This is a genomic window from Enterobacter cloacae complex sp. HYC033_NIDB, assembly GCF_056673335.1.
Genome location: NZ_CP115123.1, coordinates 3677227 through 3690416, shown reverse-complemented (window position 1 = coordinate 3690416; position 13190 = coordinate 3677227). Strand labels below are relative to the sequence as shown.

General features: G+C 57.7%; 11 protein-coding genes. 10 read left to right on the top strand and 1 reads right to left on the bottom strand.

The features are described 5' to 3' along the window. Positions 1-39 precede the first annotated feature (39 nt). The 4 genes from motA to cheW are packed head-to-tail and all read left to right on the top strand — an operon-like array spanning position 40 to position 4390. Entirely contained in the window at positions 40-927 is an 888-nt protein-coding gene (motA, locus tag O1721_RS17760) for a flagellar motor stator protein MotA (protein WP_003859696.1), read from the top strand. Then, the gene (motB, locus tag O1721_RS17755) at positions 924-1853 is read left to right on the top strand and encodes a flagellar motor protein MotB (protein WP_017693230.1); all 930 of its coding nucleotides are present in this window, start codon (positions 924-926) and stop codon (positions 1851-1853) included. The genes motA and motB overlap by 4 nt, the downstream gene beginning before the upstream one ends. Positions 1854-1857: 4 nt before the next feature. Then, positions 1858-3867 (top strand): chemotaxis protein CheA, encoded by a 2010-nt coding sequence (cheA, locus tag O1721_RS17750; protein WP_017384416.1) that lies wholly within the window; start codon positions 1858-1860, stop codon positions 3865-3867. A 19-nt stretch (positions 3868-3886) separates the two neighbouring features. Then, a complete protein-coding gene (gene cheW / locus O1721_RS17745) occupies positions 3887-4390 on the top strand; it encodes a chemotaxis protein CheW (protein ID WP_003859699.1) in 504 nt (167 codons plus the stop codon). A gap of 96 nt (positions 4391-4486) precedes the next feature. On the opposite strand, the gene O1721_RS17740 is transcribed toward cheW, so the two are convergent. Further along, the gene (locus tag O1721_RS17740) at positions 4487-5746 is read right to left on the bottom strand and encodes a dicarboxylate/amino acid:cation symporter (RefSeq protein WP_017384415.1); all 1260 of its coding nucleotides are present in this window, start codon (positions 5744-5746) and stop codon (positions 4487-4489) included. A gap of 426 nt (positions 5747-6172) precedes the next feature. On the opposite strand from O1721_RS17740, the gene O1721_RS17735 reads away from it, so the two are divergent. From O1721_RS17735 to tar, 6 genes are all read left to right on the top strand, one after another. Further along, on the top strand, positions 6173-6745 hold the full coding sequence (locus tag O1721_RS17735) for a Csu type fimbrial protein (protein WP_032648778.1): 573 nt from the start codon (positions 6173-6175) through the stop codon (positions 6743-6745). Between the two features lie 7 nt (positions 6746-6752). Next, complete coding sequence (locus tag O1721_RS17730) at positions 6753-7301, top strand: Csu type fimbrial protein (protein WP_032103963.1); 549 nt, start codon at positions 6753-6755, stop codon at positions 7299-7301. A 16-nt stretch (positions 7302-7317) separates the two neighbouring features. After that, a complete protein-coding gene (locus tag O1721_RS17725) occupies positions 7318-8079 on the top strand; it encodes a fimbrial biogenesis chaperone (RefSeq protein WP_015570266.1) in 762 nt (253 codons plus the stop codon). Further along, complete coding sequence (locus O1721_RS17720; protein ID WP_032648775.1) at positions 8055-10439, top strand: fimbria/pilus outer membrane usher protein; 2385 nt, start codon at positions 8055-8057, stop codon at positions 10437-10439. Before O1721_RS17725 ends, O1721_RS17720 begins: the two co-directional genes overlap by 25 nt. Beyond that, positions 10436-11398, top strand: a complete 963-nt coding sequence (locus O1721_RS17715) for a Csu type fimbrial protein (RefSeq protein WP_032648773.1) — start codon at positions 10436-10438, stop codon at positions 11396-11398. Before O1721_RS17720 ends, O1721_RS17715 begins: the two co-directional genes overlap by 4 nt. Before the next feature lie 85 nt (positions 11399-11483). Then, the gene (gene tar / locus O1721_RS17710) at positions 11484-13151 is read left to right on the top strand and encodes a methyl-accepting chemotaxis protein II (RefSeq protein WP_032648771.1); all 1668 of its coding nucleotides are present in this window, start codon (positions 11484-11486) and stop codon (positions 13149-13151) included. Positions 13152-13190 lie beyond the last annotated feature (39 nt).

Below are 13190 nucleotides of genomic sequence, written 5' to 3'. Positions count from 1 at the left end.
TGAACGTCCTGCCATAGTCACTAGCGGAAGGATGATGTCGTGCTTATCTTATTAGGTTACCTGGTAGTTCTCGGTACAGTTTTCGGCGGTTACATGATGACCGGCGGGCACCTTGGAGCACTCTATCAACCGGCTGAACTTGTCATCATCGGCGGTGCAGGGGTAGGGGCTTTTATCGTTGGTAACAACGGCAAATCGATCAAGGGCACGCTGAAGGCGATTCCGCTGCTGTTTCGTCGCTCGAAATACACCAAAAGCATGTATATGGATCTGCTGGCGCTGCTCTATCGCCTGATGGCGAAGTCACGTCAGCAGGGGATGTTCTCGCTGGAGCGGGACATCGAAAACCCGAAAGAGAGCGAAATTTTCGCCAGCTACCCGCGTATTCTGGCCGACGCGATGATGCTCGATTTTATCGTCGATTACCTGCGACTGATCATCAGCGGCAACATGAACACCTTCGAAATTGAAGCCCTGATGGACGAAGAGATCGAAACCCACGAGAGCGAATCCGAAGTACCGGCCAACAGCCTGGCGCTGGTGGGCGACTCGCTTCCGGCGTTCGGCATCGTGGCGGCGGTCATGGGCGTCGTTCATGCCCTGGCCTCGGCGGATCGCCCGGCGGCTGAACTGGGGGCGCTGATTGCCCACGCGATGGTGGGGACGTTCCTCGGTATTTTACTGGCCTACGGCTTTATCTCCCCGCTGGCGAGCGTGCTGCGCCAGAAGAGCGCCGAAACCACCAAAATGATGCAGTGCGTGAAAATTACGCTGCTCTCAAACCTCAACGGCTATGCGCCACCGATTGCCGTCGAATTTGGTCGTAAGACGCTTTACTCCAGCGAACGTCCGTCGTTTATCGAACTGGAAGAGCACGTGCGCGCGGTGAAAAACCCTAACCAACAGACGACAACTGAGGACGCATGAAAAACCAGTCCCATCCGATCGTCATCGTAAAAAAGCGCAAGCATAAGGGGCACGGGCACGGTTCTCACGGCTCCTGGAAGATCGCGTACGCCGACTTTATGACCGCCATGATGGCCTTCTTTCTGGTGATGTGGCTAATCTCCATCTCCAGCCCGAAAGAGCTTATTCAGATTGCGGAATATTTCAGAACGCCGCTGGCGACGGCGGTTACCGGCGGGCCGCGCATTTCTAACAGCGACAGCCCGATCCCCGGCGGCGGTGACGATTACACCCAGCAGCAGGGTGAAGTGAAAAAACAGCCTAACATCGACGAGCTGAAAAAAAAGATGGAGCAGGCGCGTCTGAAAAAACTGCGCGGTGACCTGGATCAGCTGATTGAAGCAGACCCTAAGCTGCGCGCGCTGCGTCCGCATCTGAAAATTGACCTGGTACAGGAAGGGCTGCGTATTCAGATCATCGACAGCCAGAACCGGCCGATGTTTAAAACCGGCAGCGCCGACGTGGAGCCCTACATGCGCGATATTCTGCGTGCGATTGCACCGGTGCTGAACGGTATTCCAAACCGCATTAGCCTGTCCGGACACACGGATGATTTCCCGTACGCCACGGGAGAGAAAGGATACAGCAACTGGGAGCTTTCTGCCGATCGCGCCAACGCCTCGCGTCGCGAGCTGGTGGCGGGTGGGCTTGATGATGGCAAGGTCCTGCGCGTGGTCGGCATGGCTGCAACCATGCGCCTTACCGACCGCGGACCGGATGACGCCATCAACCGTCGTATCAGTCTTTTAGTGCTGAACCAGCAGGCGGAGCAGGCCATCCTGCATGAAAACGCCGAAAGTCAGAATGAGTCACTGGACGATTTAAAACAGCCTGGGGCCGTCCCTTCGGCTGCCGTTCCAACATCGCCACCAGCCAATCCGAGGTGATAGCGTGAGCATGGATATTACCGATTTTTACCAGACATTTTTTGATGAAGCCGACGAATTGTTGGCCGATATGGAGCAACATTTGCTGGATCTGGTGCCCGAGGCACCGGACTCAGAACAGCTCAATGCCATCTTCCGTGCGGCGCATTCCATTAAAGGCGGTGCCGGAACGTTTGGATTTACCATTTTGCAGGAAACCACCCATTTAATGGAAAACCTGCTGGATGAAGCACGACGCGGTGAGATGCAGCTCAATACCGACATTATCAACCTGTTTTTGGAAACGAAAGATATTATGCAGGAACAGCTCGACGCCTATAAAAGTTCGGCAGAGCCTGATGCCGCCAGCTTTGAATACATCTGCAACGCGCTGCGTCAGTTAGCGCTGGAAGCCAAAGGTGAGGCGTCTGCGCCCGCTGTCCCTGCGGCAAAACTGAGCGTTGTTGACGCCGTGGCCGAACCCGATACGGCGCCTGACGCGCCCGCAGGAAAACTGCGCGTGGTGCTGTCACGTCTGAAGGAGAACGAGGTCAACCTGCTGGAAGAGGAGCTGGGGAACCTGGCGACGCTCAGCAACGTGGTGAAGGGCAAAGACAGCCTGGCCGCGACGCTCGACGGCGGGATCGGCCAGGATGACATCGTGGCGGTGCTCTGCTTCGTGATTGAAGCGGATCAGATTGCGTTTGAAACCGAGGCGGCGGCCGTTGAAGCGCCTGCTCCGGCAGAGAATACCCCTGCGGTAGTTGCCGCTGCCCCGGCCCTGAAAGCCGTGCCAAAAGAGACGGCCGCTCCGGCCCGCGGTGAAAAACCAGCGGCGCGTTCCAGCGAGTCCACGAGCATTCGCGTGGCGGTGGAGAAAGTGGATCAGCTGATCAACCTGGTGGGTGAACTGGTCATCACCCAGTCGATGCTGGCCCAGCGCTCCAACGAGCTGGACCCGGTGACCCATGGCGATCTCATCACCAGCATGGGCCAGTTACAACGTAACGCCCGCGATTTGCAGGAATCGGTGATGTCCATCCGCATGATGCCGATGGAATATGTCTTCAGCCGCTTCCCGCGCCTGGTGCGCGACCTGGCCGGCAAGCTCAACAAACAGATCGAACTCACGCTGATGGGCAGCTCCACCGAGCTGGACAAGAGCCTGATTGAACGCATTATCGATCCGTTAACGCACCTGGTGCGTAACAGCCTCGACCACGGCATCGAGCTGCCGGAAAACCGCGTAGCAGCTGGAAAATCGCCCGTGGGCAACCTGATCCTGTCAGCGGAACATCAGGGCGGCAACATCTGCATCGAAGTGACCGATGATGGCGCCGGCCTGAACCGCGAGCGCATTCTGGCGAAGGCGATTTCGCAGGGAATGGCGGTTAACGAAAACATGACCGACGAAGAGGTGGGCATGCTGATTTTTGCCCCGGGCTTCTCAACCGCAGAGCAGGTCACCGACGTTTCCGGCCGCGGCGTGGGCATGGACGTGGTGAAACGTAACATTCAGGAGATGGGCGGTCACGTTGAGATCCAGTCTAAGCAGGGCGCGGGCACCACGATTCGTATCCTGTTGCCGCTGACGCTGGCCATTCTTGACGGCATGTCCGTTAAAGTGGCGGACGAAGTCTTTATTCTGCCGCTGAACGCGGTGATGGAGTCCCTCCAGCCGCGTGAAGAAGATCTGCATCCGCTGGCGGGCGGCGAGCGCGTGCTCGAAGTGCGCGGCGAGTACCTGCCGCTGGTGGAACTGTGGAAAGTGTTTGAAGTGGACGGGGCAAAAACCGAGGCCACGCAGGGTATCGTTGTGATCCTGCAAAGCGCCGGACGCCGCTACGCGCTGCTGGTCGATCAGCTGATTGGTCAGCATCAGGTGGTGGTTAAGAACCTGGAAAGTAACTACCGCAAAGTGCCGGGGATCTCTGCTGCCACCATCCTGGGGGATGGTAGCGTCGCGCTGATCGTCGATGTATCGGCACTTCAGGGATTAAATCGTGAACAACGTGTGGCGAACACAGCCGCCTGATTAAGTAAAAGGTAATAACATGACCGGTATGAGTAACGTAACGAAACTGGCGGGCGAGCCATCTGGACAGGAATTCCTGGTTTTCACTTTAGGGGATGAAGAGTACGGTATCGACATCCTGAAAGTGCAGGAAATTCGCGGTTACGACCAGGTAACGCGCATTGCGAACACGCCAGCGTTTATCAAGGGTGTGACCAACCTGCGCGGTGTGATTGTGCCTATCGTGGACCTGCGCGTGAAGTTTAGCCAGGGCGATGTGGAGTACAACGATAACACGGTGGTGATCGTCCTGAATCTGGGGCAGCGCGTGGTGGGGATCGTGGTGGATGGCGTGTCTGATGTGCTGTCGCTGACCGCCGATCAAATCCGTCCTGCGCCGGAGTTTGCGGTCACGCTGTCGACGGAATACCTGACGGGGCTGGGTGCGCTCGGCGAGCGTATGCTGATTCTGGTGAATATTGAGAAGCTGCTGAACAGCGAAGAGATGGCGCTGCTGGATATTGCGGCGAATCACGTGGCATAAAATAAAGCCGGGTGGCGGCTTCGCCTTACCCGGCCTACAAATGGCTCGAACACGTAGGCCGGGTAAGCGTCAGCGCCACCCGGCTCTTTTGTAACCTTACGCCTCCTGCTCCACCAGCGCTGATTCCGCTTCCCGCGCCCCTTCATTCTGCGACAGCATCGCCGTCGCAATCCCGTTCCCCAGCACGTTAATGGCCGATCGTCCCATATCCAGGAAATGGTCAATCCCCATCAGCAGCAGGATCCCGGCCACCGGAATGTTAAAGCTCGGAATAGTTGCCGCCAGCACCACCAGCGACGAGCGCGGTACGCCCGCAATCCCTTTCGAGGCCAGCATCAACGTTAACATTAGCACCGTCACCTCGGTGAAACTCAGGTGAATGTTGTATGCCTGGGCGATAAACATCGAGGCGAACGAGCAGTATACCATGGAGCCGACCAGATTAAACGAGTAGCCGATCGGCAGGACGAAAGAGGCGATATTACGTGAACAGCCGAAGCGCGCTAACTGCTCCAGCGTTTTCGGGTATGCCGCTTCTGAGCTGCTGGTGGTAAACGCGACCAGCACCGGATCTTTCAGCATCGCCACCAGACGGAAAATCTCTTTTTTCAGTACCATGTAACCTACCGCCAGCAATACCAGACAGGTCAGAAGGATCGCCACATAGTAACCGCCAATGAACGAGGCATAGTTCAGCAAAATGCCCAGACCCTGAGTGGCAATCACGGACGAAATCGCGGCAAAAATGGCCAGCGGCGCAACGTACATCACATAGCCCGTCACTTTCAGCATAATGTGGGAGACCACATCCAGCGCCGCCACCAGCGGGGCGTTGAATTTTTGACCTAATGACGCGCCGCCGATGCCGAAGAACATCGAGAAGACCACAATTTGCAGGATCTCATTGTTCGCCATCGCGCCGGCAATGCTGGTTGGAATAGTGTGTGACAGGAAGGCTTTCAGCGACATCCCGCTAACGGCCAGGCCGGTATCAACCGTCTCTGTCGGAATGCTCAAGTTCAGACCGCTGCCGGGTTGTTCAAGGGTAACAATAAACAGCCCCACCAGAATGGAAAGCACGGATGAGCTGATAAACCACACCATCGCTTTACCCCCGACGCGCCCAATCGTCGACGTTTCACCCAGCTTCATAATGCCCACCGTCAGGGTGCTGAACACCAGCGGGGCAATCACCATCTTAATCAGCCGCAGGAAAATATCGGTCAGCAGGGTGATGTTCTCCGACCAGGCCTGTATCGCGTCGGGCGAAGCATACTCATGGATTGCCGCACCTGAAAGAATGCCCGCCAGCATGAAAATCACGATGAAGAGCGTGAGTTTGTTTGCACTTGCCACAAAAAGATCCTCTATGCGCTAAAAGAGTTCCTGCGTCAATGCATACAAAATTTTTATTTAAGCGCAGGAAAATATTCGGGGCATAAATTGAAGTAAAGCTGCGTGAGTTACAACTTGTTTTTAATTTTTATGAAATTCGTTGTTTTTACGATGACGATATATTGTGACGAGGATCACATTACAGGCGATATATCCTCAAATTAAGCAAGAATAATGCCCGTTTTATTTTGCTAACTCTTTGTAATGTTTGTTAATAGTCTGTTAATTGGAGGGCGGGTGTCTCACCTTCGCTGAAAGTGGTTGAAGCGTGAACCATAAACTAAATTCTCAGTAACCGCGCCGGGGAATGTTTAAGCGGGGCTAACGTACTGAACAGTATGAATAAAATAGGGTAAGCGGACCATTATTTCTTCTGGAGGGTGGTAAATGAAAAGAACACATCTTTTTATCTGCGCGGGTACACTGCTGACGGCGGCGACTGTCGGTCAGGCGCTGGCAGTCACCAGTAGCGGTACTATCGGGGCGACGCTGACGCTGACGAACGGTTGTTTGATCAACGGCTCGCCAACGCAAAACGGCATTAACTTCGGGACACTCGATTTCGGGACCCATCCTGCGACATTCTCCACCCTGACAACCCAGTTAACCGGGGCCAGCGGCGGAAACACCTTTACCATTCAATGTACCACTGCCAGTTACACGGTGGCGATCACCGGCAACACCAACGCGACCGCACCCGGAACCGTTGTCGGCACCCCCGGCACACCCGCCCGCTATCTGGTGAACACCGCCAATGCGGCACAGGGCGTGGCATACAGCCTCTATAGCGACAGCGGGTACAACAACGTGATCGCTAACAACGCCGCGTTGCCCGTTGCCTCCACGGCGGGCGGGGTGGACAGCTATACCCTCTACGGACGCATAACGGGCGGTGGCAATAGCGTAACGGTTGTACCGGGAACCTATACCGACACGATTAACGTCAGCGTCACCTACTGATTCAGCCATGAAGGCATTGTGTTTATGTCTGCGCGAAAGCGCAGAGGGCGTCGTGCACCCTTTTTTGGCCCTGATCGTCGGGCTGATGATGAACTGCGACGCCGGGGCGGTGACCTCCCAGTCCTTCAGGGTGAGCGCGACGGTAGTACCAGGGTGCTCGGTGAGTACCGGCACGGGCGGGCGCTTTGGGACGCTGGATTTTGGAACCCGTAACGGCGTGGACAACACGCCGGTCAGCACCAGCTTTGTCGCCGACGGCGCGTTGTCCATCGCCTGCACGCCGGGCGTGGCGCTGAGCATGAGCATTGACGGCGGCCAGAATTACAGCTCGGTGCGACGGATGACGCGTTCAGGTGGGACCGAAGTTGTTGGTTACCGGCTCTACAGCAGCAGCTCTCTGGCGGCGAACAGCGAAATTGGGGTTAACCAGGCCATACCGATTACCTATACCAACAGCAATAACATCGCGCTGCCTCTTTTTGGCGTCGCGCTCCTGACGGGGTTTAGCCTGCCGGGAACATATTCAGATCAACTCACCGTGACCTTGTCATGGTAGGAAAGGGAGAACATCGATGAAGCCATTTTTCAGACGATCAGGCCTGGTGGGTCTGTTGGGGGCAACGGCTCTGGCAGCGGGCCAGGCGCAGGCAGCGGCAACCATTCTTTTGTGGCCCATCGATCCGTGGCTTTCGGCAGAGGCCAGAGCAACTGAATTGTGGATCCAGAATCAGGGCAACAGCGCCACGACAATGCAGGTGCGTATTGTGCGCTGGAAGCAGGAGGGCGGATATGAGCGTTACACCGCCCAGCAGGATGTGGTTGCCAGCCCGCCGATCGTGACCATCGCCAAAGGCAGTAAACAGCTTATTCGCCTGATCAAGCAGGGGACGATCCCGTCGGGGGTTGAGCAGGCCTACCGCATTATTGTGGATGAAATTCCCCAGCCGGATGCCAAAGCGGAACCGTCCATGGGCCTCAAACTGCAAATGCGCTATTCCATTCCCTTATTTGTTTATGGGCAGGGGATCCCCACCCTCAACGAAGGGGCGCACCACGCGCTGGCGAATACTCAACAGCTGAGCTGGCGGGTCGTTCAGGAAGGGGGGAAACCCGCGCTTCAGGTCCGTAATCAGGGGGATGTGCACGTCCGGCTCAGCCAGGTTGCGGTTGAGCAGGGCGGGCAAAAACGCACGGTTGCCGAGGGGCTGCTGGGTTATGTGCTGCCAGGCAGCACCCGAAGCTGGCCGCTTCCGGCTGGGATTTATCAGCCGAACCGGATGAGCGCGCAAATTAATGCCAGGGATACGCAATGGCAATCGACGCCCGTCAACTGAAACCGGCGATGATGATCCTGCTTTGCGTCAGTACCAGCGCCTTTGCCGAAACCGGCGACGACAGTTTACCGCCGCCGCCGGATGCACGGACGATAAACGGCGAAGCAGTATTCCAGCTCGCCCTGGTGCTGAACCACTATGACACGGGTCTGGTGGTGCCGGTGACGCAGCGTGAGGGCGCCTGGTTTATTTCGGGCGCGGATTTGCTCCGCGCCGGGCTGCCGCCCGCGCATGTGCCAGCCGGAGAGGTGAATCTCTCGACGCTTACGTCGGTACGCGCAGAGTACGACAGTACGGCCCAGCGCCTGTTGCTGACGGTCCCCCGGGACTGGGTCGCGGCGCGGATCACGCCGTTCAGCGAACAGAGCATGCAAAGCAAACCGCACTATGGCCGCGGCGCGCTGCTCAATTACGACGTTTATACCAACCATTCCGAACACACGGGCGGCCAGGCGTCGGTCTGGCACGAGTTTCGCTATTTCAATGAGGATTATTCATTTTCATCGACGGGTTACGCCCGGCAGAATTTCACCGGTAACAGCGGACAGCAGGAAGGGTACGTGCGTTATGACTCTACGTTACTGATCACCAACGAAGAGGATGCCACCACCTGGTCCGCCGGGGACGTCATCAGCGATGCGCTGAGCTGGAGCACCAGCGTGCGCATGGCCGGGATCAGCTACGGGCGCGACTTCTCCCTGCGTCCGGATCTGGTGACCTGGCCACTGCCCGCGTTTTCCGGCGAGGCGGCCGTCCCGACCTCGGTCGATCTCTTTATTAATGGCTACCGTTCCGGCTCCACCCGCCTTCAGCCGGGGCCGTTTACCCTCACCAATCTGCCGTATATCAACGGTGCCGGGGATGCGGTACTGGTTACCACGGATGCGCTGGGACGTCAGGTGAGTACCACGTTGCCGTTTTATGTCAGCAGCGATCTGCTTAAGCAGGGGTTAAGCGACGGCGCCGTGACGCTGGGCAGCCTGCGGCGTAACTACGGTATTGAGAATTTTGACTATGGCCCGGCGGCGGGCAGCGGATCGTACCGCTACGGGGTGACCGACTGGCTGACGCTGGAGGGGCATGCGGAAGGGGCGGAGTCGCTGGCGCTTGGCGGCGCGGGCACGGTGCTGAAGCTTGGGCGTTTTGGCGTGGTCAATACCTCGTGGACCCAAAGCCGCATGCGCGGCGATAGCGGCGGCCAGATAAACTGGGGCTATCAGTACAACACCAGCGAGTTTAGCGTAGCGACCCAGCATACCCGGCGCGACCGTGGCTTCGGCAACCTCGCTCTGTACGATCAGCCCACCGTTTATGATGAAAATGATAACCCCGTTGCCAGCCTGAGCCGCAATACCGACCAGTATTCCTTAACCTTTAACCTCGGCGGATACGGCAATATCGGCGCGGCGTGGATCGGCGTTGAGAGTTTTGACAGCCAGAAAACTGAACTGCTCAACCTCTCCTGGAGCCGTAATCTGTGGGGCTCAAGCAGTATTTATCTGGCTGCCAGCCGTGACCAGCAGCGAGGCGACTGGACGGTTGCGCTGTCGTTGCAGGTTCCCCTCGGCGAACGTGACAGCGCCGCCGTCACCTTTGAAAACACCCCTGACGCAGGCAGCACTCAACGCATTAACTACAACCACTCGATGCCTTCAGACGGCGGCTTTAGCTGGAACATGGCCTGGGCCAACCAGTCGCGGTCGAGTAACTATCAGCAGGCCACGCTCGGCTGGCGGAATAACAACGTGGAGCTACAGGGCGGCGGCTACGGTGAGAAGGGCATGATGACCTGGTGGGGCGAGGCGATGGGCTCTGTCGTGCTGATGGACGGTGAGCTGTTTGCGGCGAACAAAATCAACGATGCGTTTGTGGTGATCAGCACCGATGGACATCCGGATGTTCCCGTCAGCTACGAAAACCAGCCGGTCGGAAAAACCAATAACAAAGGCTATCTGCTGGTGAGCGGCGTTTCCGCCTATTACCCGGCAAGTTACCGCATTGATACCCTGAACTTACCTGCGGATACCCGGCTGAAAGAGACCGAGCGTCGGGTGGCGATTCGTCGGCATAACGGTTATCTGGTGGATTTCCCGATGGAGCAGGAGCGGGTTGCCAGCGTGATCCTGCACGATGCGCAGGGCAATGCGATCCCGGTAGGAAGCCAGGTCAGACGCGCGTCCCGCAGCAGCGCGGTTGTCGGCTACGACGGCCTCGCCTGGCTGGAAAACCTCAACGACGTGAATCCGCTCGAGGTTACCACCCCGGAGGGTAAACGCTGTACGGCAACGCTGACCGTTGGCGCAAACCCTGAACATAAGCTGCAAACCTACGGTCCGCTGACCTGTCGGGAGGCGCCGTGAGACGCCTGTTAATCGCGCTCCTGCTGCTGTGCTCCGGCGGCAGCTGGGCGGCCTGTACCGTCAGTACGGTGAATGCCTCGTTTGGCAGCGTCACCTCGTTCGCACTCAGCGGCACCGGGGAAGTGGAAACGACGGGCACGCTGGTGGTGACCTGCGATACCGTTCTCAACCTGTTAACCAACGACTCGGTGACGCTGAATTACACCTCGGCATCCGTCTTCGCGAATAGCCGGGCGACCATGAAGCGTACGGACAACGCGGCTATTACCGATGTCATCCCTGCGCGGCTGTGCGGGGCGTCCGGCTGCGGCGGAAACAGTGAAATACAAATCAGCAAAGCCTATACCTGGAGCGGAAACACGCTGCTCGGGCTGCTGGGTTCAAGGCGCTACAACATTCCCCTTTATTTCCGGACCGTAATGGGGCAGAACGTCACCGCCGGGCCGTATCAGGTGTTGTTAACGTTCAGCATTAACTACAATGTGTGCGCCGTTGGCGCGGTCGGGGCGTGCCTGACCCCGCAAACCGGCACGGCAACCACCTCGATCCTCCTCAACATGACCGTCACCAACGATTGCAGCACCATGACCACGCCGGACGTGAATTTTAACAGCGCGCCGCTGGTGCAAAATTTTCCCACTGTTTCACAGTCGGTCGCCGTCACCTGCACCAAGGGCAGCACCTACACCATAGGCATTAATAATGGGGCAAACGCCCTGAACAACGTGCGTCGTATGGTCAGCGGCAGCAACTTCATGAGTTACGACATCTATAAAGAGGCGACCAGCAACCGCTGGGGCGGCAGCGGCAGCGAGCGCTGGGCCAGCGCCAGCTCATCGCAGGTCAGTACGGACGGGCTTTTACGTACCTACAACTATACCGCCAAAGTTCTGACCAGCCAGGCCACGCCGCCTGCCGGAACCTACACCGACACGCTGATTGTCGACGTCGCATTCTGACTCCCGCGCTTTTCCCTTTCGCAAATGTAAAGTTCCTGTGGCCTGTGCCGATAACACCGTTAATAAATCTATGAGAAGGTGTTGTATGTTGAACCGTATCCGCGTTGTCACAATGCTTATGATGGTGCTGGTCATTTTCGCACTTCTTCAGCTTATTTCTGGCGGCCTCTTTTTCTCGTCGTTAAAACAGAACCAGGACAGCTTCGCGGCCTCGAACGATTTGCGAATGCAGCAAAGCGAACTGACCACGACCTGGGATCTGATGTTGCAGACGCGTATCAACCTGAGCCGCTCGTCTGCCCGCATGATGATGGACCCGAATAACCAACAGAGCAGCGCAAAAACGGAACTGCTGAAGAATGCGCGCGCCACGCTGGCAGACGCGGCGAAACATTACGACGCCTTCAAAAAAATCGCCCCTCAGCCAGCAATGGCGCAGGCGAGCGCGAACATAGATGAAAAATATCAGGCCTACTTCGCCGGCCTCACGGAGCTGGTACAGTTCCTGGAGCAGGGCAATATGGACGCCTATTTCGCGCAGCCGACCCAGGGAATGCAGAACGCCCTCGGCGCGGCGCTCGGCGAGTACGCCAAAGCCAGCGGCGAACTTTATCACTCCGCCTTTACGCAAAGCCAGAACGACTACCGTTTCGCGAAATGGCAGATGGCGGTTCTCGCCCTCGCGCTGGTCATCGTGCTGGTGGCCGTGTGGTACGGCATTCGTCATATCCTGCTTAACCCGCTTGGCCGCGTCATTGCCCATATCCGTGATATTGGCCGGGGCGATCTCACGAAAACGCTGACCGTTTCTGGCCGCAATGAGATCACCGAGCTGGCAACTAGCGTCGACCATATGCAGCGTTCGCTGATTGATACCGTCGCCAACGTGCGCGAGGGGGCGGATGCCATCTATACCGGCACGAGTGAAATCGCGATGGGCAACAACGATCTCTCGTCCCGTACCGAACAGCAGGCATCCGCACTGGAAGAGACGGCGGCCAGCATGGAGCAGCTCACCGCGACCGTGAAGCAGAATGCCGACAATGCCCGCCAGGCGTCGCAGCTTGCAGAAAGCGCGTCCGACACCGCCCAGCGCGGCGGTCGGGTGGTCGACGGCGTGGTGAAAACCATGCATGACATTGCCGACAGCTCGAAGAAAATTGCCGACATCATCAGCGTAATCGACGGCATCGCCTTCCAGACCAATATCCTGGCGCTGAACGCGGCCGTTGAAGCGGCGCGTGCGGGCGAGCAGGGGCGCGGGTTTGCCGTGGTCGCCGGCGAAGTGCGTAACCTCGCCAGCCGCAGCGCCAATGCGGCGAAAGAGATCAAAGCCCTGATTGAAGACTCTGTTTCACGCGTGGATACCGGCTCGGTGCTGGTGGAAAGTGCGGGTGAAACCATGAATGACATCGTGAATGCCGTGACGCGCGTGACGGACATCATGGGTGAAATCGCCTCTGCATCGGATGAGCAGAGTCGTGGTATTGACCAGGTCGCCCTGGCGGTATCGGAAATGGATCGTGTGACGCAGCAAAACGCCGCCCTGGTGCAGGAGTCCGCTGCCGCGGCCGCTGCGCTGGAGGACCAGGCGAGCCGCCTGAAAATGGCCGTCTCGGCGTTCCGTCTTACTTCAAAAACGACAAATACGGTCAGCTCGCGGTCGGCGTACAGCGAAGCAACCCCGGCACCCGTGACAACACGTACGCGCGCAGCGGTGACCGGACAAGATGAAAACTGGGAAACATTTTGACTGACAATTAAACCGCGGCTGCTTGCCGCTTGATGGGAG

What these genes read in the sequence shown, in the direction of transcription:
- motB (WP_017693230.1), top strand. Translation starts at nt 924, where the DNA reads ATGAAAAACCAGTCCCATCCGATCGTCATCGTAAAAAAGCGCAAGCAT.
- cheW (WP_003859699.1), top strand. Translation starts at nt 3,887, where the DNA reads ATGACCGGTATGAGTAACGTAACGAAACTGGCGGGCGAGCCATCTGGA.
- O1721_RS17735 (WP_032648778.1), top strand. Translation starts at nt 6,173, where the DNA reads ATGAAAAGAACACATCTTTTTATCTGCGCGGGTACACTGCTGACGGCG.
- O1721_RS17730 (WP_032103963.1), top strand. Translation starts at nt 6,753, where the DNA reads ATGAAGGCATTGTGTTTATGTCTGCGCGAAAGCGCAGAGGGCGTCGTG.
- O1721_RS17725 (WP_015570266.1), top strand. Translation starts at nt 7,318, where the DNA reads ATGAAGCCATTTTTCAGACGATCAGGCCTGGTGGGTCTGTTGGGGGCA.
- O1721_RS17720 (WP_032648775.1), top strand. Translation starts at nt 8,055, where the DNA reads ATGGCAATCGACGCCCGTCAACTGAAACCGGCGATGATGATCCTGCTT.
- tar (WP_032648771.1), top strand. Translation starts at nt 11,484, where the DNA reads ATGTTGAACCGTATCCGCGTTGTCACAATGCTTATGATGGTGCTGGTC.